Source organism: Natronocalculus amylovorans, assembly GCF_023638035.1.
Taxonomy (GTDB): Archaea; Halobacteriota; Halobacteria; order Halobacteriales; family Haloferacaceae; genus Natronocalculus; species Natronocalculus amylovorans.
In genome coordinates, this window is the sequence record NZ_JAKRVX010000002.1 from 112801 (window position 1) to 135110 (window position 22310).

A 22310-nucleotide genomic window follows, 5' to 3' on the forward strand; every position below is an offset into this window, starting at 1 on the left:
GTCTTATCGCGGCGTTTCAGTTCCCCACTTTTCAACAGCGACCGCTAACTCTGGATGATCTGTCGCATACTCTTCAAGCGACACACCTGCAACTGACGCGTCAACTGCCTGACGAAACGCTTTCGCCCCTGCGTGAGTCCCATCAGGGTGCCCGTGGATCCCACCACCGGCTTGGATACCAATGTTTGTTCCACATCGGTTGATTACTTCAGGAACTAATCCCGGATGGAGACCACCTGATGCCATTGGAAGAACATCGTTCATTCCATAGAGTTCTCCATAGAGCCACTCGTTGATGCCAACGGTATCTTCGTTAGCGAGCTTTCCGAGGTCTGCAGTTCCCGTATGTAGCTGATCAACACCACAGAGTCGGCTCACCTGTGCAAGAACGCGCATTGAGATGCCGTGATCCGGAAGCCGATCGAACGCCGCGTGCATTGCACGGTGGGCATGAATTGCAAGCCCAAGCTCCGCACATCGTTTTTGAACCGGTTGCACCGCACCCCAACCAGTAGTGATCACGTCAACCATCACGTACTCGCCGCCGACTTCATTGACCATATCAATCCGCTCGAGCATCGTGTTCGTATCTGCAGTAACGTTGATCAGGTACGACTTCTTCTCGCCGGTTTCGTCTTCAGCCCGATCGCGTGCAGCAAAGCTCTCTGTGAGCCGATCGTGAAACGGATTAAACGCCTGATCGGTGAGGTTTTCGTCATCTTTGAGCAGATCAATCCCACCAGTCCACGCCTCATACCCAACTTCGACGTGCCGATCTGTCGAAAGCCCGACTTTTGGTTTGGGGACTGTGGCAGTGATTGGCCGCTCCCCAGCATCAAATATCTCGTTTCGAACAGCCGACCCAAATGTTGGCCCATCAAACGAGGAGACGATCGCTTCTGGCCACTCACAATCCTTGAGCCGAATCCGCTCAACTGCTTTCATCCCCATAATATTGCCTGCGATGCAGGAGAGAATCTGGGGCATGTTATCCTTCTCAAACAGGTCCGCAGGATACGCGACGCTAATTTCGTTGCCATCAATCGCAAACGCGGTTGCGCTGAGATCGGTGAAATCATCACCCACGGTGAGCGCAGCCCACGTTCCGTTGGAGCTCTCGGAAGCAACTCGGCTTGCAGCAGCTTCCATATCCATCTCTTCGGCGGGGACAATGGAGAACTGACAGACGAGGTCTGTCTCAGTTGGCGTGTACGATAGATCGAGGAAGTCTTCGTAGGTTATTCCAGCCATGCCATTTGCGTTCGCGTGGCAAGGTAATAAAACATGACCTCAATCTGACGGATCAACGAACTCCTCTAGTCAGACCACCAATAAGGCCACCACCAACTGCAATTACGATCGGAAGCAGTGCAAGGATATCCATCGCAAGGAGTCGATCGAAATGACCGTTTATGACGACCTGTCCGACAAATGCGACCGCAATGAGGATACCAAACCCAACTCCTAACAGCACACCTTCGCGAACCGACCGACCAAGCTGCGCAAGGAGCGCCGCACCGAATATAATACCAAGCCAATGGGCACTCGCCATTCCAACCCCTGCAATTGTCAGAAGCGTTGCTGCAACAATCCGATCGAACTGTGTCATTGTTCACCCCCGAACTGGAACCGCACATCTCCATCCTGTGTCAGCGACAACGGCTTGTATTCGCCATCTGCCCACTGTTTAAGCTGATCGTGGTAGTGTGCAGAAAAGTACCGACCGGAGTTTCCGCCCGGGGCAATCGCTTCTGCAGTTCCGTCAGGAGACCAGATCATCCGCCAACTGCTCCCAGCAACATCGGTTCGGCGATAGTTCATCAGCGTCGCTGGTGAGCCATCCGTTGGGTATGAGGGATAGTTCAAAAACGAGAGGCCAAACGGATGCGTCATCTCCCCAGTGGTATTTACATCGCCATACACTGCTGCTGATTCGGATGTAAGCCGATCGACTGCAGTTTGAAGCGCAGCCTCCAACAGTTCCGCTCTCGATCGGTCATCGAACCACTCGCTCTCGGGATCTAATCCTGCAATAACCCAATCAGTGGGATATGATTCGGGGAGTCCAATCTCTGCTAACTGCTCCGAAAAGAGCAACTCGCGATACGATCGGATGAAATAATCAAAGAGTAATGCAGCTTCTTCAGTTCTGTCCATGCGTCCATCCCAGTTCTCAAGCAGTGTAATATGCTCTCTGAGTGGTGATTCTTCAGAAACCGTCGTAGATAGCATGGGAACGAACTGTTGGACACGAAGATCAACCGTATCGCGGTGCATCTCACGCATAAATGCGGGTGTTACCGGTTGGTCACTATCGATGCGTTCGTCGAGCATCTCATACAGCCGGATGCCACGATATGGCGCACTGTATGACTCTGCAAAGTAGTACGGATACTCGGAGTCGTCAATGATTCGTTGGTTTGCGGTCCCGATCGCTTCCGGATTGATCACATGAGGCATCTCCTCGAACGGAATGAACCCGGAGCCATCCCAGTTTGGCCGATCAAATGGTCGGTATCCATCCCACTCCCCCTCTCCTATAGACCCGTCAAAAATTTGATTCCCAGCTACAGGTTCGCCATCCGTTTGTCGGATTGGCACGCGTCCAGTAACGTAGTGAAACGTGTTTCCATCCGTATCCGCATACACTAAACACTGTGTTGGGAGATCAAATTTTGATGTTGCCTGCAAGAATGAGTCCATCTCGTCGCTGTGTGTGTACTCGTGGATTGCTTCGGTCGTCCGAGTTGCACCAAATCCGGTCCATGCAACCGCAACCTCGCTTCCATGCTCCTCGATAATCGGCCCGTGAACGGTCCGCCGTCTGGTTACTGTCCGATCGGTAGCTCCGGCAACTCGAAGCCGCCGCTCTTCTGTTTCATACGATCGCCACCCGTCTCGGTATCGGTACTCGTCACCATCTGACTCGTATGTATAAAAGTCGATGACGTCCGCACCAGCGTTTGTGAATCCCCACGATGCGGTTTCTGTCGCGCCGATAATGACGAACGGAACGCCGGGAAACGTCACTCCCCGAACATTGATATCGCCTGTTTCAATGTGTTGCTCATACCAGATCGGCGGTGCTTGCAACAACAGATGTGGATCGTTCGCCAAAATTGGTTCGCCACTTTCGGTATGTTCTCCGGAGACGATCCAGCTGTTTGAACCGATTCCAGGTGGTGACTCAAATTCTGAAAGCCGGTTGACAAGCGCGGCGTCCAGTTGGTGTGTGTTGGTCTTCGATGCGCCGATCGACTGCGCTCCCGCCGGCCTATCCGTTCCATTTCGTAGAATTGGTGCATCGTGATCGAGCCGATCGGGATAGAGCTCATCGGCAGCGGCAGTGCCAAGCGTCTCTGCAACGAGAGCTTTCCGAAGGGTTCGAAATGAGCCTGTGAGCGTCCACGAGATCTGCTTCTCCATCAACAGCGTATCTGCCGGCGTCCACGGTCGAGGCTCGAATCCGAGTAGTCCAAACTCCGGCGGAAGCTTCCCTTCCGAAATTCGTGCGTTGACACCATCCACGTATGCTTGTATGAGCTCCCCAACGCGCGTTCCTTCGAGTGCGTTCCATGTTGCTGACGCTGCATCGTCAAAACACATCTTGAGGTAGAACTCATCAGACGAAACGGTATCCGGACCAACCACTTCTGAGAGCTGTCCGCGCATCTGTCTGCGCTGAAGATCGAGTTGAAACAACCGATCGGCCGCCTGCACGTACCCAGTTGCATAGTATGCTGCCGCCTCGCTATCGGCGGAGATATGCGGCACGCCGTACCCATCCGTTCGAACGGTCGCTGCACCGTGTGGCCCCTGTAGGGTGCGCCGATCCGATTGTGTTTCATCCCACACGCCACCGGAGAGCGGGGCAAATCCATCAAGATAGCTCCGAATCGGAGAGAGCACCCCACCAGCGGTGACACCACCAACGATCGCTGCAAGAAGCCCTCGGCGTGTTCGATCGGGGTCGTTAGACATACCTGCAGGTCACAAGCGATCGCAATAAAACAAGAGAGAATAAACCGGGTGAAACGAAACTGGTGTGGCTAACCTTAGTGGTCGCCAGCGTCTTCGTAAACCCAGACTGCGTTCGAGAGATCGTAATCAACGAGTTCATCCTCATCAAAGAAGAGGTCGATCTCGCGTTCGTTTGCACCCTCGTCCTCGTGATCCGAGCCGTGGATGACGTTGTGACCGAGATCCAAACCGAAGTCACCGCGGATTGTTCCTGGTGCGGAGTCGGCTGGATCGGTTTCGCCCATCATACCGCGGACCTGACGGGTTGCGTCAGCGCCTTCCCAGACCATTGCAAAGACTGGTCCGGAGGTGATGAACTCAACAAGACCGTCAAAGAACGGCTTGTCTTTGTGCTCGCCGTAATGGTCGTGGGCAAGCTCCTCGTCGATCTGCATGAGTTTTGCACCGACAAGTTTGAGACCGCGCTGTTCGAAGCGTGAGACGATGTCACCGATGAGTCCGCGCTGGACACCATCCGGTTTGACCATCACGAACGTACGCTCGTCGTGGTGGCTCATCGATCTCCACCTTTACCGCGCTGTCTGCGTCCTGCTTCGGTCCACTCAAGGTCTCGTGCCTCACGGCCGAGCAGATAGTTCTTTTCTGCTTTTGAGTCCTTGAAGTGGAGGATCGTTCCGTCCGTTTTGACGTACATCGTGCCCGTTCCGGGCTCGATCTCCTCGCCTGAATAATCGCAGGTGCGTGTTTCGACCATTATCTTCCTCCAATGGAGTCTGCATCACGTTGGGTCTCTCGGAGTTGGAGCACATCTCCTTCTCGGACAGGCCCAAGCACGTTTCGGGTGATAATCCGACCCTGATTCGAGCCTTCACGGATACGGCATTTGACCTGCATGGCCTCGCCGTGCATCCCGGTCTTGCCGACGATCTCGATGACCTCTGCAGCCGTCGAATCGCCGTTGTTGTCCTCTGCGCTCATGGTGGATTACCGGAGTTCCTCGACCTTCTCACTGATGTCTTCGACATCCGAGGATGCCTCACCAGCGTCGACGATTGCCGCTGCCGCGCTGCCGACTTCAAGACCGGCTGCGTGGCCAACATCGTCCTGTGTCTCGACGAAGACAACTGGAATGCCTTTCTCTTCGGCGAGCTCTGGAAGATGCATGACGATCTCCTCCGGGGAGACGTCCTCTGCGACGAAGACGAGCTGTGCGTTGCCGCGCTCGACTGATTTCGTCGTCTCGTTTGTTCCTTTCTTTACACTACCTGTGTCTCGTGCGACCTCGAGGGCCTCAAGGGCTCGCTCTGCGAGGTCGGCTGGAATTTCGTAATCTACGTAAACTGCCATGGTTGTTCACCTTCTCCTACTCGTGGGCTCGCACGTTTGCGCCAGTGGTTGGTCCCTAATGGCACAAAGCATCATCAACCCCGAATAGGCTGTAAAACTGAATTCGGCGTGACCCCATAAAAGCGCTTTCAATGTGTTGCAGGCGTGTGAGGCCTCACCACGGTGGCGTGTGGCGTTTTTCAGTCAGTTGTTTGTCGGCTAACCATCACAAGCCCGATCATTGAAAATACTACGTTATCATCCTGATTGAGCGTCTCGGTTTTGGCGTGAATGAGGCCACGATGTTCGGTCTCTTTGTACGTTTCAAGAATTGTGTTTCGGACCCGAAGCGTATCACCTGGTCGAACTGGTTTGTACCATCGAAGCTCATCGACACCTTTTGCACCGAGTGTTGCAATCTCATTAAGGAACCCTTCAACGAGCAGTCGCATTGTTATCGATGCCGTATGCCATCCGCTCGCAATGACACTGCCGTACATCGACTCTTCGGCGGCCCGATCGGGATCGGTATGAAACCACTGTGGGTCATACTGCTCGGCAAACGAGACCAACTCTTCGAGCGTAACCTCGTATGAGCCATATACACCAGTTTCGTCAACAGCAATGTCTTCAAAATATCGAACCATTATGTACTACTCACACCCCACGTAGAAAAATCGTCTCAGAGGCTATCGATGCTGTTTCTGGCCAACTGTGTGGTGATCTCTGAAATGAACTCGTATTTTACGAGTGCAAACCCAGCAAAAACAGCAGTAAAGCCGACAACCACCGTTGAGTCAATGACCGAACCAAGCAGGAGCCAACTCATTCCGATCGCAACCACCGGCTCTAGATAGCTCACGAGATTGATCTGTGTTGCACCAACCCGATCGTGCAGTTCAAAGTAAATAAAGAACGCAATCACACCCGAAATAACTGTGAGGTACGTAAGCGAAATAATTGCAGTTTGGGACCACTCGATCGCCGTAACTGTCTCACCACGAATAGCTGCACCAACGAACAAGGAGGTGGCTCCAATGAGCATCGCCCACGAGATCAGCGCCAGCAGTGGAAGTGTCGTATCAAGCGGCTTGATAAGGACAGAGCCGATTGCCCATGAAAGTGCCCCAAAAAATATCAAAACAATGCCGATCGTGCTTGCGTCAAACACCATCCCTGGATCTGGATTAATGATAACAACGACACCAATCAGCCCGAGGAGTACACCACCGAGTTGAATCGGTGTCAGCCGTTCAGCTGGCAGCATAACGCTTGCAAGAAGCACAGTCAAAACGGGCGTGAGACTCACGATGACTGCAGCGATTGCACCGGAGACGTAGAGCTCACCGAGGTAGAGTAGCCCGTGATATGCACCCACAATCAAAACACCAGAGACCGAGACAGAGAGCCACTCTTTTGGCGTTTGAGGAAGCCACCGAGTCGAGATGTACACTGCATATATAAGGAGAATTGCACCGGCGATCGCATATCGAATCCCTGCAAAGACGAGCGGTGGAAAGTATGCGAGTCCCGCTTCAATCGCAACAAACGAGGTCCCCCAAAACAGTGATAACAGAATGAACAGTACCCCAGTCCGATCAGCTATCAACGATCGAGATATCATTGTATATTTCTACAGAAGAATTAGGTTGTGTTATAGTTTACTACAGCTAATTTCACGAGGGTGGTCAAAATAGCCTGTTATGTATGATTGTTTAGAGTCAGAAGTAGGTTATTGCAGATCTCTTAGAGACAACACCAAAAGTGGAGGATTAATACGGATAACAGACACAATAGCGTATAGAACGCATGGACGAACGGGATATCACACTGCTGAAGGCTATCTCTGATCTTGAAACGGGGAGCCCTGAAAAACTACACGAAGAAACCGGAATACCAATTTCAACGATCCACTATCGTCTTTCGAACCTCAAAGAGGAAGGAGTGCTCAAGAATGACCTCTACGATATTGATTTAGAGAAATTTGGCATTGGCGTCACCGTTATTGTAGAAATCTTAGTTGATTACAGCGGTTCATATGAAGAATTAGGCGAGCAGATTGAGGCGATCGAAGGCGTTACGCAGGTGTTTTTCACCATGGGTGAGACGGATTTCATTGCAGTTGCTCGGCTAACGGGGAGAAAGATGGTTGAACGGCTCATCCGCCAGTTCGAAGAGATAGAGGAGGTGGAACGAACAAACTCGACGTTCGTTATTTCGCCACTGAAAGACACACACAGAGCACTTCAGAGCTACAGTCTTGAAACGCTACTTGATGAGTTAGATGAAAGCCGCGTTGGAAACCAGTAGACTCGGTTAGGTCAGTTAGCTTCGTTTGCCAATCTCTTCACGAAGAACCGAACTCACAGTTTCACCGTCTGCTTTCCCACGCAACTCTGCCATACACTCTCCCATCAGCCCGGAGAATGCGGCCATTCCCTCATCTGCAACCTGTTCGGCGTTGCGCTCGACAACGCCTGCAATGATCTCTCGTACCTCATCATCACCAACACCGGCGAGCCCTGCTTCTTCGATCGCCTCTTCCGCGGTAAGGTCAGGGTTGGACGCAAGTTCTGCAAGGACATCGTTGAGCCCTTCACGAGCCAGTTCACCATCATCAACAAGGAACAGAACGGAGAGTAGATGGTCTTCCGTGAGGGTCTCAACGGACACGCCATCACGGCGGAGTTCTGTTAGCGTGCTCTCAAGTACCGTTGCAGCGAGGGTTGCATCAATGCCTGCAGCGATCGCATCCTCAAAAAGCGGCATTCGCCGGCCAAACGCAACCTGCTCTGCAAGCCCTGCATCGAGACCCAACTCGTCTTGGTACCGATCGACCTTCTCGGTGAGTAGTTCTGGTGTTGGAACCTCGCTTGGGTCCGGCTCAACAGGTGGGACATCTGTCTCCGGATACATCCGTGCGGCACCCGGTAGTGGGCGAAGATATCGGGTCGTCCCGTCGTCGTTCGCACCCCGCGTCTCTTCTGGAACGCCTTCAAGCGCGGTCTCTGCGCGTGCTTTGACCGCTTCAATCGAGAGTTCGGCGGTCTCTGTCTCAGCAGCGACGATTGCAACTGCGTCATCGTTACCGGCTCCAACCTTGTCTCGAAGTGCAGTAACCTCTTCGGCGGTGACACCATAGGCAGGGAGCTCGTCCGTATGGAAGATACCGCCTGCACCGTGGCGTTTTGCATGATCCGAAAACTCAGTTCCAAGCCTTCGGTCTGGCTGAATTTCGCGGCCAACATCGCCATCAAATTCAAACAGTGGTACTGCCATTACACTGCCACCCGATGAGAGTGCACCACCAATAACACCCGAATCGGTATCTTCGAAGATGTCGGTGACATCAACCGTTTCGCCTACTGACGCACCGCTTTCGGTCAGTTCCGTTGCGATCTCAACCAACTCTGCTTGGCGTTGTACTTCAAACTCGACCAGTTCGTCGATCGTTGCGAGATCCTGAACACCTTTAATCTCGACGCGTGCACCGTCTGCGATCGAGACGTTCACATCCTGTCGAATTGTGCCTAGTCCGCGCTTGACTGCGCCTGTCGATCGGAGCAACATGCCGATCTCTTGGGCGGCTTCTTTCGCTTGCTGTGGGCTTGTGATATCCGGTCCCGTTCCGATCTCCACGAGTGGGATTCCAAGCCGATCGAGACTGTAGAGCACCCCCTCATCTCGCTCTTCAACTCGCTGGGCGCTTTCTTCTTCGAGCATGAGATCAACAATTGAGACCGGCCCATCGCTTGTCTCGATCTGTCCCTCCTGACCGAGCAGCACTGTCCGCTGGAATCCCGATGTATTCGACCCATCAATGACAAGCTTTCGCATGACATGTACCTGATCGACAACGCTCATATCGAGCAGCGAGGCGATCTGCATCGCAACCGAGAGCGCCTCACTGTCGATCTCGGTTGGTGGTTCGTCATCCTCTTCGACCAGACAGGTTGTATCGTACGCGAGATACTCGAACTCGCGGTCGACACGACTCTCCTCAAGTGCGGCATCATCCAGTTCGCCAAGTTCACTCTTTGTGGGATGCAGATAGCGGGTGAGCGTTCGATCGGCCTCGTCTGGTTCCCGGATCGTCGTCGGTGAGTCACAGAATAGCTTTGTTGCAGTATCCAACTGTTGGTGGATTTCAAGTCCTGCAATCAAGCCGAGTGACTCATAATCATACTCGGACGTACTCATTGTGCGAATGTGAGATTGCGAGGCGTAAAAAGGATACAGATACGAATGCTTGCCAGAACGTGATGTTATTTAATGCGCCGAAGTCCGTCTCCAATTCCGTTCGCAGTACAATCCGCCTCAGGGCACTCGTAGTGCCATCCGTCGCGGGTTGCCTGCCCCTCAGGGAATGTTGCACCACATGTTCGACAACGAAGCAGGTCTCTCCCACGGGTTCGAAGTAGAGCCATAATCTGAGATTCTCCGCCATATGGCTTCAAAATACCGTTTTCTGATTTTCAGACAATCTGAACAGTTTATCAAATAATGGCTCGGTTGAAATCCTTAGGAAGTGAGACATTTTGACCGGATGTGGCAAGTGTAGGGAATGTACTTAGCGATCCTTGTCGTCCGGTGTGGAATGTGTCGGAGCAGATTGACCAGCTTTGGAGGCGTTGAAATTTCGATCAAAAAGTGTTGAGTGCCATTTTTGTACCGACGTACGATCCGACAACCACAATTACAAATCCGATCACGATGTTAATGGTACGTTCTACAACCATCTGTCATAAGTGCGGTAAAGCAGAAAAAGAAACTTCGCTCGTTCAATATGCATTCTTCAGTTATCAGCTGTTTCACCATACTTTATGTCTGGAGATGAGGATTTCAACAGAGCCGAAATAATGAAAATAAAACTGCAGTACGTCGGTTAGTTATCCGATCCGAGGATGCCACGATACGTCATCGCTTCGGGATCGAGGACTTCATCTGCTTCTTCGGCAGTCAGATACCCCTCATCAATCGCAACGTCTCGAACCGTCTTGTTTTCTGCGAGCGCCTGTTTTGCGACCTTTGCTGCGTTGTCATAGCCGATCGCAGGGTTGAGCGCAGTTGCAAGCGCCATGCTCTGTTCGACCTGTTCTGCACAGTACTCTTCGTTTGCTTCGAGTTTAGCGACGAATCGCTCCCCGAAGACAGCTGCTGCGTTTGAGAGAATCTCGGCCGATTGCAAGAAGTTGTGCGCAAGTACTGGCTTGTAGAGGTTCAGATCGAGTTCCCCACGTGCGGCACCCGCAGTGACGGCTGCGTCATTTCCAATGACCTGTTTGTGAACTTGGTTCACCGACTCCGCAACAACAGGGTTGATTTTCCCGGGCATGATCGACGAGCCTGGTTGGTTCTCCGGCTGTTCGATCTCTCCAAGTCCGTTTCGCGGACCGGATGCAAGGAGACGAAGGTCGTTTGCCATCTTGTTCAGCGAGCCGGCGATCGTCCGAAGCGCACCGTGAGCCTCTGCCATCGCGTCGTGGGCGGACTGTGCCTCAAAGTGATTATCTGCTTCTCGGAACTGCGTTCCAGCCTCTTCGGAGATGTACTCTGCAGCAAGCCCGGGGAACTCAGGGTGTGTATTGAGTCCGGTTCCAGTTGCGGTTCCCCCGAGTGCGAGTTCGCGGAGATGGTACTGGACATCGGTTGCACGTTTGATCCCTTTCTCAACCTGTGCCCGGTAGCCGCCGAACTCTTGGCCAAGCCGAACTGGGGTTGCATCCTGCAGGTGTGTTCGCCCGGTTTTGACCACACCGTCAAATTCCGCTTCTTTGGCTTCGAGTTCCGAATGCAGCGACTCGAGGGATGGAATCAGGTCTTTTTCCACTGCCTCCAGTGACGCAACGTGCATTGCGGTTGGAATGACATCGTTTGAGGACTGTCCGTAATTGACGTGATCATTCGGGTGAACAACACGATCGCCAATTTTGGCACCGGTAATTTCTGCAGCACGGTTTGCGATTACCTCGTTCGCATTCATGTTCGAAGATGTCCCAGAGCCAGTCTGGAAGACATCAACTGGGAACTGATCGTCAAGCTCGCCCGCAATAACCTCATCTGCGGCTTGGACGATTGCATCCGCAATGTCGTCCGCTAGCAATCCGAGTTCGTTGTTCGCTTGTGCTGCACCTTTCTTGACAATACCCAGTGCGCGGATGAAGCGCCGACTGAAGGTTATTCCCGAAATTGGGAAGTTCTCGACGGCGCGCTGTGTCTGCGCTCCCCAGTACGCATCCGAAGGCACCTGCATCTCTCCGAGGCTGTCCGACTCAACGCGATAGTTCTCCTCGCTCATAGTTGCAGTTGAGGGACGAGATGGGCGTAAAACCCATCGATCCTGTGATCGTTGCCGGCAGTTGCTACTCAAATCTGAGTAGGGTTTTCAGTGATGGCGACCGCTCAGTTATGCAATAAATAGTACCCAGCCACAATGGCTGGGAATAAAAACCGTACCGCGGTCGAACCCTCTCGGGAATTACAGCCGGGTGACGTTAGTTGCGCGCGGGCCTTTGTCGGCCTGCTCAATTTCGAATTCAACTTCCTGTCCTTCCTCGAGGTCGGGTCCGCCAACATCTTCCATGTGGAAGAAAACGTCGTCGTCCGAGTCGTCGGTCTCGATGAAACCATAGCCGCCGGTGTCATTGAAGAAACCGACTGTACCTTTAGACATTGCATCTAAATGCACACCATCCTGATTGATAAGGTTTGCGAGCGGCGTGTTCACGTGGGGGCTACTCGACAACCATGTGGAGACCATCTGCACACGCACCGATCGGATGGTAGCCAGGTTCGACCGCCGGCCCATCTGTTGGTTCTACCCACGCATTCGATCGACTTACACGCTCATACCAATTTCCGTGTGGAGCTCGTAGATACGCGTCTGCATACGTCCAGAATCGATCGTACCACACCGCGTAGTGCGGCGCGCCTGTCTGTCGATGCAACCACGCGGCCGCACCGATCGCTTCTGCCACTGTCCAACCGTAGGTATCGGTGACAATTGGCTCGTTGTCTTGATCGATCGTATAATAGAAGCCGCCATCGGAGTCATCCCACCCGTAGGTTGTCGCCCACGCGAAAAGCGCTGTTGCGCGATCGATCGCCCACGGTGCAGCCACCGCATCGGTCTCACTGCAATACGAATCAATCTGTGCGAGGAGTTTTGCCCACTCAAGATGATGACCGGGCTGGTATCCCCACGGCCGGAACTGATCCCGAGGATTCGACCGGTTGTACGAAAAGTCGTGTTCCCACTCTTCGGTGTAGTGTTCCCAGATTCGACCATCTGTTTCGGCAGCTAACTCAACCGTTAGCTGCTTTGCGATCGCCACCGCACGAGAGAGATATGATGGGTCGTCTGTCGCATCGTATGCCGCAAGATACGTTTCACACGCGTGCATGTTCGCGTTCTGTCCACGATAGGCTTCAATCGGCGACCATTCAGCATCGCGTTCCCTCCGAAAGAGCCGCTGTGCTGGCTCAAAAAATCCGGTCTCAAAGATATCAATCGCGTTTGTAAGCTGGTCCGCCGCTCCGGAGACGCCAACGGTGTGTGCGTGTGCGATCGCAGAAACCACAAACGCGTGTCCGTATGGCGATCGGCGTCGATCGCGTTCATCCTCCGTGACGATCCAATCGTATCCGTTTGCATCAGCATCGTAATGGGTCGTATGAAGCATCTGGAGTGCATCCGCGGTTAGCGGCTCCCACGTCGTTCGGTCACGGATCTCTGTCGCCCTCGCACAGTTGATAACAAACCGGCTTGCCGCGACAAGATGTGAGCGAGTTGGATGCGTCACCTGACCCGTTCGTTCATCACGCTCTGCGGTGAACGAGTTGATCGACTGCTCAGGTGTATAAAACCAAAGAATTCGATCGATCTGGTCTTCTACATATGGCAGTGATCGATACGGCGACTGCTCGGTCATCGATCTTACTCTTCGAGTTCAGCGTACTCCTCAGGCGTGTACGTCTTAATTTCAAGCGCATGAACTTCGTTTGTCATTTTCTCACCGAGCGAATCATAGACGAGTTGGTGTTGTTGAACAAGGGATTTTCCGTCAAATGCTGGTGAAACAACGACGGCCGCAAAGTGCGAGTCTTCGTAGTTTTTGTCATAGCTTCGCGGGCGCGAAACTGTCGCCTCTGCATCTTCAATGCCATCCTCAATCAGTGATTCAATTTCTGAAACGTCCATACATATCTTCAGGTATCGATCGGCAAAAACGGGACGCATTTAGGAGTGGCCAGTGCAACCAGAAGTAATGTCTTCGATCGAAGCCCGGGTCAAGCGTCGGTGTGAAACTGAACACGCAGAAACGATCGAAAGAATCGGCCACTGTGCTGATGCAACCGCATCCATGTGGCCTGAGTCGGTAGATGGCGATCGATACACCACCGATCGGAATTCAGTTTCATCGCAGCTAACGACTGTCTTTGATCGTGCTGGTGTTCGCACAGCACTTGTCTCTGTGCTGACTGACCTGTGTACGCATATTGGGGAACCACTCCCTGCACAGCCAGTGTCTGCACCGCCGTATGTTGTCATTTCGACGACAGGCCCGATGGTTCGGGCAACTCTTCCATCGGGTCGCCTGGTTGTGCAGTTTATGATTTTTGAAATTGATCGTTCAACAGCAGACCAACTTCGGATCGTCCGAAAAGTGAATAGTGGCTGTTCAGTGAGCGTCACTCATATTTTGAACTGATTGAGATCTGTGCCCGTATTAGCCCCAGTTATCTAATCCGGTTTGAACGATCGAGGACTCAATTCGTTCAAATCCACGTGCAACCTCCGAAGCATCTATTTCCCACTGTTCGGTCACGTATGTTCTTGCTGCAGCAACGTCTGGAGTAATCGCTGTTTCGATCTCGTAGTTATCTGTCACCGGTGGATTAAAAAAGAGCTCGCGGATTCGATCGGCGTGTGGAACATGCTTACCGCGTGCCTCAAGCACTGAAAACAGGTCGCCATGTGCTGTGATGAGTTTGATCGCTGTTTTTGGACCGATTCCTCGTACCCCGTCGTTGAAATCCGTTCCACAGAGGATACCGACGTCGACCAACTGCTCGTACGTGATGTCGTGTTTTGTTAGTGTTTTATCGAGGTCCATTAGCTCAGGGTTCCCTTTGCTTGTGATTTGCCGGAGGGTCCGAGGTGCCCCAAAGAGCAACGTGTCGTAGTCTTCGCTCCCAACATAATCCACATCGCCGATCCGATTCATATACGCTGCCTGTGCTTCCCCCTCCGCAGGCGCCTCAACGTATGGGACGTCCAGAATATCAAACAGTTCGCGCGTGGTAGTCTGGATAACGTCTGTCAGTCGTTGCGTTCGTGCCTCAAGCCTCGCTGCAGCGACCGAATCGCCGCGCTCTTTGGCTTCTTCGAGCTGTTTTTCAGCATCACGGCGTTGTTCACGGCGGCGCTCTACCTCGTCATCCTTGAGTTCGGTGACGCCACCGTCAAAGACGAAAATCGGAACCATGTCGTGCTCGAAGAACTTTGGAAGCCCTTGTACAACCCCGATCAGATTTGCAACCTCGTCCCCGCTTTCGGTCGTGTAGATTTCGTCATTTGTCCACTTTACCGTTGTTGTGAGGTATCGATACAGCCAGTTATGCGCATCAACCGCGACAACGCTTCCCTCAAGTTCACTAAATGGTATCTCCGAAATCGAAGCCAGCGATCGGAGGTCCGAATTTCCCATATCTGCTTTCAGTGTTGACTCGTGGTTAAGTTCCCGTTTTTGTTCACTGCTCCACCAGTGCTGGCAGCCCTTGATTTCGCTTGGATTTGAGAAATGCGCGTTCTTGTTGTGAGAGGTTGCCTCGGGCACGATAGCGATCGAGTCCGCGTTGGTAGAGCCGTGTTGTCTGTTTTGCTGGCTTGTCGATCGGGCGTTCAAGTACTACCTCAGCAAGCCCGGTCTCATCGCCCGTGAATGCGAACCCTGCTTTGTGGAGTGCATGATACGCGAATGGATTATTCACGGCGATCACAGCTATTTGATAACCATGAGTTGCGGCTTCGGAGAGAACATGCATGATGAGCCGTGGGCCAAGCGCTTGGCCCCGCCGATCGGATCGAACAGTCACATACCGAATCCACAGTCGGGATGGATCGGTTCGGTCAGCATTGAATGCAACCGCAGCGATGACCGAGTGGTCGAACACAGACGGGTCTACACTTGGGGGTACCGCAGGAATATCGTCTGGAATCGACTGTTTGGCATCCGGGCTTCGAATCACTGCCTTTCCAGTATTCGTTGGAATAAATTTTCCGGCATAGCTAAAGAGCCGGTAATCAAGCCGAATTGAGACGGAATCCGACGGCCATCCAAGCGTGACACACTCCATAGCAAACTCACACCATTCAACACCCTGTCTTTTTCGCTCTGGCTGTTGTTATTATTGTATGCATGGCCCCGGCGATATTCAGTTTTTCACTCGCTTCGCTCGGCTGTATGATCTCGTAATGCCTGACGCCGATCGAACTGCAATTTCGACCGGGCTACAGAAAGCTGAGCGACCGATCGATCGACTCGTTGATCTTGGTGGTGGAAGTGGTCGAGCGACGCTCGCGGTCAAAAGCGAGGTCAGTGAACCGCTGGTTGTCGATATCTCTATTGGGATGTTGTCGCGTGCACGCGACCGCGGCTTTGCATGTGCGCTCAGCGATGCCCGAAGGCTTCCCTTACCTAACGCGAGTGTTGATGCGGTGATTATTGTCGACGCATTCCATCACATGCCGGAGCAGTCGATGGTCCTTGACGAGTGCACTCGGATACTCCGCCCGGGCGGTGTCCTCGTCATTCGTGAGTTTGACCCATCGCGAGCACTTGGATGGCTTATTAAAACTGGAGAGCGCCTCTTTCAGATGAACTCGCAATTCTACAAGCCAGATACCCTCTCACAACTCGTTTCCGATCGCGGTCTGACCGTCTCAACGCGGTCTGACCGGCTTGGCTACACACTCGTGGGTGTGTTGTCAACACATAACTAAGGAAGCGCAGAACCACGAGGGTCTTTACCCATCGAGCAAATGTGCAACTATGCTTGCGATTCCGACGGCACTTGAGGGGCGCATTGAAGCCAATGCGCTTCCGCTTGCGATCGGGGACCTGCTTGCGATTATTGCGGTCCTCACGTATGGAATGGTCGATCACAATACATTCGGCGATCCGGGGTACATGGCGATGGTGTATGCACCATTTGTTATTGGTTGGCTTGTTGCGTTCCCGCTCATTGGTGCGTACTCCGCTGGTGCGGCCGAGTCCGCAAAAGCAGCGATCCCACTTGGGATTCGGGCGTGGGTGCTTGCAGCCTTGGTTGGCTTTGCGCTTCGGTGGACATCATTGTTCCCCGGTGGGTTAGCACCGGTCTTTGTGGCGATCACGTTGGTCTTGATCGGTGCGCTCATCGGTGTCTGGCGATGGGGATTCTTTAAAATCACCGGCTAATCATCTGCTGTTTCGGGATATTTTTGTTACAGGCTCTGAACCAGAGCGTATGCCAGGTCCGATCGTTGAGGCAACCGACCGTGTTGCGCTCCGAACGCTTGAGTCAGAAGATATCGAATTCTTACAGCAGGCGTACACAAATCCTGCAGTACGGTATCCGCTTGGGGCTCCAATAAAAACTCGTCCGCAACTTCGTGAGTGGATCGATGACGATGAGACAGACCGATTTATCATCACCGAACAGCCAACAGAAGACGAGGCAACTGCTGATGTAGAGCCGACACCGATCGGTGTCGTTACTGTCGCGGATGCTAGTTGGCGTCGGCCAGAACTAACGTATTGGATCAGCCCACACCGACAGAACGAGGGGTTGGGGACGGCCGCAGTTGCACTCACCATCTCGCACGTGTTTCGAGCACAGAGTGTGCCAGCGGTTGGGGCCGTTGCGTACGATTTCAATGATGCGTCGAAACGGCTCTTAGAGTCACTCGGATTCAGTATCGAAGGAAGAGTACGAAAGGAACGATTTGTCGATAGTGCATACCGAGATACGATCGTATATGGCCTATTGCGCGAGGAATGGGTGGACCATGACCGGCCGGAATACTAGCGATTAGCGCTTGTCCTGCAGAAGAAGCAGAGGACACCGAAACAGGCGAGTCTATATGAGGAGCCACGCATGCTCGCAGCGACATGTGATTTATATTACGCAGCAGTTTCGTCACACCACTCGAGGATCGTGATATGCGGTATCATTGAACTCTACCCTATTTACTACTCAATAGACACGTATATGAATATCATGGTTGGTAATTTGGATTACTGGATAATATCTATTTTGAAATGGCTGTATTCACGCGATAGAGGGCCTGAAAATGTATTAGCCACTCATAACTTATACAGAACCATCTCAGTGCATATACAAACCGTACCCATGATGCACGGGAAAGAATTATATAGCATGTCCCCATAGTATAGAATGTATTATGACTGGATACTATGACTACGTGCTCGGGCTTATCCCGGTGTCGCTGATTGGAATTACCGCAATGCTCAGCGTGATCGGCTTGCCTTTGACGCTTGCCGTGCCCGTAGGAGCTGCCGTGGCAATTGCCATTATTGGCCACGCAGTGTTCGTCAATGTTCCAGTCTCGAACCCACAACCAATGACGGACACCGCAACAACCATGCCACAGAGTGCGGCTCCGACCCAGGGTCTAAACGCTGAATAATCGGCTCTCCGTTCAATACCTGCAGATTTTTTACGAAATCGATCGTTGTATCCGTAGAGACATGACTGAGACACTTTTTCTCCAAAGTAATGAGCTCGCAGGACTTGCAACGCCGAGTGAGTACGTAGATGCAGTTCGTGAGGGATACAGACAGTATGGTGAAGGCGGTGCCGCCGAACCACGGACAAAACTGATCAATCGCGATCCACCGGGGATGTTCACCACGTACGCGGCAATCTTACCGGAAACAGGGGCAATGGGCGGATACATGTACAGTGCTGGGTTCGGCGAGCATGATGCATGGTTTATGACACCACTTTTTGATGCAGAGTCTGGTGAACCGCTTGCACTCCTTGATGGGGCAAGCATGAACCCGTACAAAACCGGTGCCGCAGGCGCGGTTGGGGTTGATTTCCTTGCACGCGAAGATGCATCCGTGCTCGCAATTATTGGCAGTGGTGCCCAAGCACGTGGGCAGCTCAAAGCGATCGAAACAGTCCGTGAACTTGACTCTGTCCGCGTGTTTTCACCAACACGGGAGAACCGAATCGCGTTTGCCGAGGAGCTTGGAGATGAGCTTGGACTGTCGATCGAGCCAGTCGAATCCAGTGCAGACGCAGTGACGGGTGCAGATATTATCGTAACCGCAACAAATGCGTCGTCACCAGTTATTTCAGCCGGAGACATTGAACCAGGGACGCACATCACAGCGATGGGACAATATAATCCAGCCAAGAACGAACTAGATCCAGAGACGATCGCAAACGCGACGTATGTCCCCGATATCGCCGATCGAGCGACAAAAGACGCCGGCTCATTTATTGCTGCACTGGAGCACGGTCTCATCACAGAAGAACACATTCACGGCGATTTAGGTGACCTCGTTGCAGGAACTGCTCCTGGCCGACAATCTAAAGATGAGATCACCATTTTTGACAGCGGGGGGACAGGCATCGAAACTGTTGCTGCAGCACATATGCTGTATACAAAAGCGGTTGACGCAGACCTTGGAACACCAATCTCGTTTGCACCAGCGAGTGAAGCACTAACTGGACGGTAGTCGCTGAAACAGTTTGGTATCTCCCTTGTGGCGATGACGTATGGAACTATCACCTATCAGGACAAATAGCGCAGTAATGTCTACAGTTGACATCGTCATGTGGTCGTTGCACACCATCTTCGCTGGTGTGTGGACGGGAAGCATCCTCTTTTTTGTGGGCGCAGTGTTACCCGCAACCACAGCAGGGACGATCGGGCGTGTTGCGTTGGTATCGATGGTAACAAAACTTCGATGGCTCACTCGAATTGGGGCCGTGGTGTTCGTTGCAACCGGTGGACACATGGCAGGAACCCGCTATACTGCAGATTCGCTCTTTGGGACCGGCCGAGGCCATCTCGTACTCACAATGTTGGTACTATGGTTCATTCTGACCGCTGTCGTCGAGATTGGTGGTGCACGCCTAGAATCCGGTGCGGAAGATGATGGTGTTGATTCCGCGATCGAACAGTCACGGCCGATCTTTGTTATTGCGGCAGTGCTCTCAGTACTACTCTTGATTGATGCAGGGCTGCTTGCATCAGGACAGATAATATAGCTCAATCAGTTTTATTGATCAGAGTGTTTCTGTGAGAAACGCGCGTACTGTGCGATCGAATGGTCGTTTTTCTTCATCAAATACGCCGTGTCCGTGCCGGCGGAATAGATACAGTCGAGCATTTGGAATTGAATCTGCAGTTTCACGCAGCGTCTGTTCGTCAAAGAACACATCTTCGTCGCCACCAATTACAAGAGTTGGTGCATCAATATCCGTGAGCCGATCGCACACGTCAATGTCTGCAAGGGCGTTCATCGTGACTACGACATCGGATGGGATTGGTGGAACTGACACTGTTACATCCGCTGGAAGTGACGCTAAAGCCCCATAGAGCGATTGTCGCCAACCACTGTATGTCACATCAATGCTTTCTTCGTAGATCGCCTCCCAGTTGTGTGCCTCCGCAAATTCGGCCCATCGCTTCGCAATCGCGGTGCCTTGCTCTGTAATTCGGCAGCCAGAGACACCAAGCACAAGCCGATCAACAATTTCGGGGTGTTCTGCAGCAAGGAGCTGTGCAATACAGCCACCCATAGAGAGGCCATAGACGGCAACCGGCTCAGCGAACCGGTCTGCGATTGCATCTGCATACGCGTCAGCCATCTCTTCGATTGTGTACCCCTCTGCCATCTCAGACGGGCGGCGAATATAGTAGACGGTGAAGCTGTCGGTGAACCGACGGAAATGCCAGTTTAAAAACCAAGATTTCAGCCCGTCGATCGGACCGGTAAATGCGTCACTCGCCCCGGGAAGTACAACCAGTGGTTTTGGTCCATTACCAAACTGTACATACGGAAGTTCGTGGTTGAGATAGCCAGTTGTGGTTGGCATTACATACCTGTTAGGTTGGGAGGTTCTTGAGGATGTGGTCTGTTGCGTGACAGGATGGATCAAGCCGACGAACATCATGGTACAATAACACATGTTATTTGTGACACATTGTCTGTTAACTCATGCTACAAACTGTCTCTGTGGGGTGTTGTCGCGGTTCTCGCAACGGTTTTTGTCTTACAGCCTAAGTATTAGGTATGCGTACATTCAGTCTGAAAAATACGATCGAACCGTTCTCAAGCCGCTTCGATTTGATCAGTGGCTCGATCGAGCGCGTTGTCTATCCGCTTGAATCAATTGGTGTCGTCTCAGCACAGTATCTGGGCGAGCTATCAACGAATCCAAACGCATCCGTTTCGATCGGTGCTGATGGATACGTTGTTGAAGAAAAGCAGTAGCGCCGATTTTTGCGCGAAGACGTATCCTCGAGATGTCTTCGTTGTGTACCATAGACTCCAACGAAGGGCAATATTTTTTCTTTTGTAGCCGCCCACTCTGAAACCCTGCGCTAGAATGTGTTTGAGCGTTCACTTCGGTATACTCTATAGTATAGTGAAAAGAGCCCCCACGGGATCAAAGAGAGGCACAACAGATGAGACAGGGTAGTTCATCCCCGGCATTAATGTAGGCCGGTAGTTTATAGGCTAGTTGCTCCCGTTGGGAGCCGCTTTGAGAGGGAGTGTTGTTGTCTAGACGTGCTCCCTCTCTGGCGCACACACGGTGCGCAGCTATGTGTTAGCCCATTCAGTTATCAGAGTTGGGGTTTCCCCTAGTATATAATAGTTGTTTGAACGACATTATTTGGTGACAATTATCTGGGGAAAAATGTGGCCATTGGTCATAGTTTTAACAACGATTTCAAACATTGATTCGGGTACACTGTCGCGCTTTTTGAACAGTAACAGCCATTTTACTCCTCACAAAACGTAGTATATGAAACCAGGTTCTACCAGCGGTGTGCATCTTCTACGGAATGCAACTGTTTTTTTGACGGTCGGCGAGACCACATTCCTCGTTGATCCATTATTTGCGCCACCTGAGCAACTACCGCCAATAGAGGATACACCGAACGATCGGAGAAATCCGCTTGTCCCACTGCCAGACATGGAACTGTCGTATGATGCGGTGGTGGTTACTCACCGTCACGTGGATCACTTCGACGAGAGAGCAAAGGAAGAACTTGACAGCAAAGTCCCGCTATTTTGTCAACCCGAAGATGAAACTGAATTTGTGCACGATGGCTTCACTGACGTACGGCCAGTCAGCGACAACATATCGTTCCGAGGAGTGACAATCTATCGAACACCAGGGCAACACGGGCACGGAGATCTGGCCAAACAGATGGGACCTGTTTCTGGCTTTGTTTTTGAAGCCGATCGGACGATCTATCTCGCGGGAGATACAGTCTGGTACGATGCAGTCGAACGAACAATATCTCAATTTACTCCAGACATGATTGCTCTCAACGGTGGAGAAGCCCGATTTAACTACGGAGAGCCGATCACGATGGGTATAGACGATATTGCTGCGGTTCGTGATATTGCTACTGGGACACTTGTGGTCGTCCATATGGAAGCGATTAACCACTGTCTACTCACTCGCGAACAACTGCGGAAATCAGTAGATGATATCACTGTTCCAGAAGATGGTGAGTCTGTTACGTTTTGAGTAGTAAGGTACGGTCTGAATAAGCCGATTTGAGGGGCAAAGCCATATCCGTGTTCGTGCTAATCAGAGATCTGCTCAGAGAAACGCTAAGATACAGCGAGTTGTGGAGGTTAAGAGCCTGAGTCGACAGTCACGCCCGGTAGGGTACTCTCAGAAATCCCCTGAGAAATGGCTTCAGACACGCAAACAACGTATCGACCGCTTCTACCACTCAA

The 22310-nt window shown here is 52.3% G+C and carries 28 protein-coding genes; 10 read left to right on the forward strand and 18 right to left on the reverse strand.

Translation table 11 applies throughout. The features are described from left to right. Positions 1-3: 3 nt before the first annotated feature. The 9 genes from rbcL to AArcSt2_RS04905 form a co-directional block, all read right to left on the reverse strand. The gene (gene rbcL / locus AArcSt2_RS04865; RefSeq protein WP_250583289.1) at positions 4-1251 is read right to left on the reverse strand and encodes a type III ribulose-bisphosphate carboxylase; all 1248 of its coding nucleotides are present in this window, start codon (positions 1249-1251) and stop codon (positions 4-6) included. A gap of 52 nt (positions 1252-1303) precedes the next feature. Further along, on the reverse strand, positions 1304-1609 hold the full coding sequence (locus AArcSt2_RS04870) for a hypothetical protein (protein WP_174654258.1): 306 nt from the start codon (positions 1607-1609) through the stop codon (positions 1304-1306). Further along, positions 1606-3981, reverse strand: coding sequence for a penicillin acylase family protein (locus AArcSt2_RS04875; protein WP_250583290.1), 2376 nt, complete (start codon positions 3979-3981; stop codon positions 1606-1608). Before AArcSt2_RS04875 ends, AArcSt2_RS04870 begins: the two co-directional genes overlap by 4 nt. 74 nt (positions 3982-4055) lie before the next feature. Continuing rightward, positions 4056-4538 carry a nucleoside-diphosphate kinase gene (ndk, locus tag AArcSt2_RS04880; RefSeq protein WP_174654260.1) on the reverse strand — a complete coding sequence of 161 codons (483 nt, stop codon included), beginning with the start codon at positions 4536-4538 and terminating at the stop codon, positions 4056-4058. Beyond that, positions 4535-4735, reverse strand: coding sequence for a 50S ribosomal protein L24e (locus AArcSt2_RS04885; RefSeq protein ID WP_174654261.1), 201 nt, complete (start codon positions 4733-4735; stop codon positions 4535-4537). The genes ndk and AArcSt2_RS04885 overlap by 4 nt, the downstream gene beginning before the upstream one ends. After that, a complete protein-coding gene (locus AArcSt2_RS04890) occupies positions 4735-4959 on the reverse strand; it encodes a 30S ribosomal protein S28e (RefSeq protein WP_137198426.1) in 225 nt (74 codons plus the stop codon). The genes AArcSt2_RS04885 and AArcSt2_RS04890 overlap by 1 nt, the downstream gene beginning before the upstream one ends. A gap of 6 nt (positions 4960-4965) precedes the next feature. Then, entirely contained in the window at positions 4966-5328 is a 363-nt protein-coding gene (gene rpl7ae, locus AArcSt2_RS04895) for a 50S ribosomal protein L7Ae (RefSeq protein WP_174654262.1), read from the reverse strand. A gap of 179 nt (positions 5329-5507) precedes the next feature. Next, complete coding sequence (locus AArcSt2_RS04900; protein WP_250583291.1) at positions 5508-5954, reverse strand: MaoC family dehydratase; 447 nt, start codon at positions 5952-5954, stop codon at positions 5508-5510. Positions 5955-5989: 35 nt separating this feature from the next. Then, on the reverse strand, positions 5990-6931 hold the full coding sequence (locus AArcSt2_RS04905) for a DMT family transporter (RefSeq protein WP_250583292.1): 942 nt from the start codon (positions 6929-6931) through the stop codon (positions 5990-5992). Between the two features lie 185 nt (positions 6932-7116). Between AArcSt2_RS04905 and AArcSt2_RS04910 the strand changes: the two genes are divergently transcribed. Next, a complete protein-coding gene (locus tag AArcSt2_RS04910) occupies positions 7117-7617 on the forward strand; it encodes an Lrp/AsnC family transcriptional regulator (protein WP_174654265.1) in 501 nt (166 codons plus the stop codon). 15 nt (positions 7618-7632) lie between these two features. Here AArcSt2_RS04910 and gatE read toward each other — a convergent pair whose 3' ends face one another. The 6 genes from gatE to AArcSt2_RS04940 all read right to left on the reverse strand — a co-directional run bounded on the left by gatE (position 7633) and on the right by AArcSt2_RS04940 (position 13507). Further along, entirely contained in the window at positions 7633-9507 is a 1875-nt protein-coding gene (gene gatE / locus AArcSt2_RS04915) for a Glu-tRNA(Gln) amidotransferase subunit GatE (RefSeq protein ID WP_250583293.1), read from the reverse strand. 65 nt (positions 9508-9572) lie between these two features. Then, positions 9573-9734: an HVO_2901 family zinc finger protein gene (locus tag AArcSt2_RS04920; RefSeq protein WP_174654267.1), complete on the reverse strand. Its 162-nt coding sequence runs from the start codon at positions 9732-9734 to the stop codon at positions 9573-9575. 458 nt (positions 9735-10192) lie between these two features. Beyond that, on the reverse strand, positions 10193-11605 hold the full coding sequence (locus tag AArcSt2_RS04925; protein WP_174654268.1) for a class II fumarate hydratase: 1413 nt from the start codon (positions 11603-11605) through the stop codon (positions 10193-10195). 180 nt (positions 11606-11785) lie between these two features. Then, complete coding sequence (locus AArcSt2_RS04930) at positions 11786-11980, reverse strand: cold-shock protein (protein WP_174654269.1); 195 nt, start codon at positions 11978-11980, stop codon at positions 11786-11788. A gap of 61 nt (positions 11981-12041) precedes the next feature. Beyond that, positions 12042-13238, reverse strand: a complete 1197-nt coding sequence (locus AArcSt2_RS04935) for an AGE family epimerase/isomerase (RefSeq protein ID WP_250583294.1) — start codon at positions 13236-13238, stop codon at positions 12042-12044. A gap of 5 nt (positions 13239-13243) precedes the next feature. After that, on the reverse strand, positions 13244-13507 hold the full coding sequence (locus AArcSt2_RS04940) for a BolA family protein (RefSeq protein ID WP_250583295.1): 264 nt from the start codon (positions 13505-13507) through the stop codon (positions 13244-13246). A gap of 67 nt (positions 13508-13574) precedes the next feature. On the opposite strand from AArcSt2_RS04940, the gene AArcSt2_RS04945 reads away from it, so the two are divergent. Next, positions 13575-14018, forward strand: coding sequence for a DUF7988 family protein (locus tag AArcSt2_RS04945; RefSeq protein ID WP_250583296.1), 444 nt, complete (start codon positions 13575-13577; stop codon positions 14016-14018). 18 nt (positions 14019-14036) lie between these two features. Here the strand turns inward: AArcSt2_RS04945 and fen are convergent, their stop codons facing one another. Both fen and AArcSt2_RS04955 read right to left on the reverse strand, forming a co-directional pair. Beyond that, positions 14037-15017 carry a flap endonuclease-1 gene (gene fen / locus AArcSt2_RS04950; RefSeq protein ID WP_174654273.1) on the reverse strand — a complete coding sequence of 327 codons (981 nt, stop codon included), beginning with the start codon at positions 15015-15017 and terminating at the stop codon, positions 14037-14039. A 43-nt stretch (positions 15018-15060) separates the two neighbouring features. Further along, on the reverse strand, positions 15061-15666 hold the full coding sequence (locus AArcSt2_RS04955; protein WP_174654274.1) for a GNAT family N-acetyltransferase: 606 nt from the start codon (positions 15664-15666) through the stop codon (positions 15061-15063). A 58-nt stretch (positions 15667-15724) separates the two neighbouring features. On the opposite strand from AArcSt2_RS04955, the gene AArcSt2_RS04960 reads away from it, so the two are divergent. From AArcSt2_RS04960 to AArcSt2_RS04985, 6 genes are all read left to right on the forward strand, one after another. After that, a complete protein-coding gene (locus AArcSt2_RS04960) occupies positions 15725-16312 on the forward strand; it encodes a class I SAM-dependent methyltransferase (RefSeq protein WP_174654275.1) in 588 nt (195 codons plus the stop codon). 49 nt (positions 16313-16361) lie between these two features. Further along, a complete protein-coding gene (locus AArcSt2_RS04965) occupies positions 16362-16769 on the forward strand; it encodes a DUF3054 domain-containing protein (RefSeq protein ID WP_250583297.1) in 408 nt (135 codons plus the stop codon). Positions 16770-16818: 49 nt separating this feature from the next. Next, on the forward strand, positions 16819-17379 hold the full coding sequence (locus AArcSt2_RS04970; protein ID WP_250583298.1) for a GNAT family N-acetyltransferase: 561 nt from the start codon (positions 16819-16821) through the stop codon (positions 17377-17379). Between the two features lie 376 nt (positions 17380-17755). Next, complete coding sequence (locus AArcSt2_RS04975; RefSeq protein WP_174654278.1) at positions 17756-18001, forward strand: DUF8015 family protein; 246 nt, start codon at positions 17756-17758, stop codon at positions 17999-18001. Positions 18002-18062: 61 nt separating this feature from the next. Then, positions 18063-19061, forward strand: coding sequence for an ornithine cyclodeaminase family protein (locus AArcSt2_RS04980; protein WP_250583299.1), 999 nt, complete (start codon positions 18063-18065; stop codon positions 19059-19061). Positions 19062-19137: 76 nt separating this feature from the next. After that, positions 19138-19596: a transporter gene (locus tag AArcSt2_RS04985; protein ID WP_250583300.1), complete on the forward strand. Its 459-nt coding sequence runs from the start codon at positions 19138-19140 to the stop codon at positions 19594-19596. A gap of 18 nt (positions 19597-19614) precedes the next feature. Here AArcSt2_RS04985 and AArcSt2_RS04990 read toward each other — a convergent pair whose 3' ends face one another. Further along, positions 19615-20427 carry an alpha/beta fold hydrolase gene (locus AArcSt2_RS04990; protein WP_250583301.1) on the reverse strand — a complete coding sequence of 271 codons (813 nt, stop codon included), beginning with the start codon at positions 20425-20427 and terminating at the stop codon, positions 19615-19617. 197 nt (positions 20428-20624) lie between these two features. Between AArcSt2_RS04990 and AArcSt2_RS04995 the strand changes: the two genes are divergently transcribed. Both AArcSt2_RS04995 and AArcSt2_RS05000 read left to right on the forward strand, forming a co-directional pair. Continuing rightward, a complete protein-coding gene (locus AArcSt2_RS04995) occupies positions 20625-20825 on the forward strand; it encodes a hypothetical protein (RefSeq protein WP_174654282.1) in 201 nt (66 codons plus the stop codon). A gap of 535 nt (positions 20826-21360) precedes the next feature. Beyond that, the gene (locus AArcSt2_RS05000; RefSeq protein ID WP_250583302.1) at positions 21361-22095 is read left to right on the forward strand and encodes an MBL fold metallo-hydrolase; all 735 of its coding nucleotides are present in this window, start codon (positions 21361-21363) and stop codon (positions 22093-22095) included. The last annotated feature ends 215 nt before the right edge of the window (positions 22096-22310 follow it).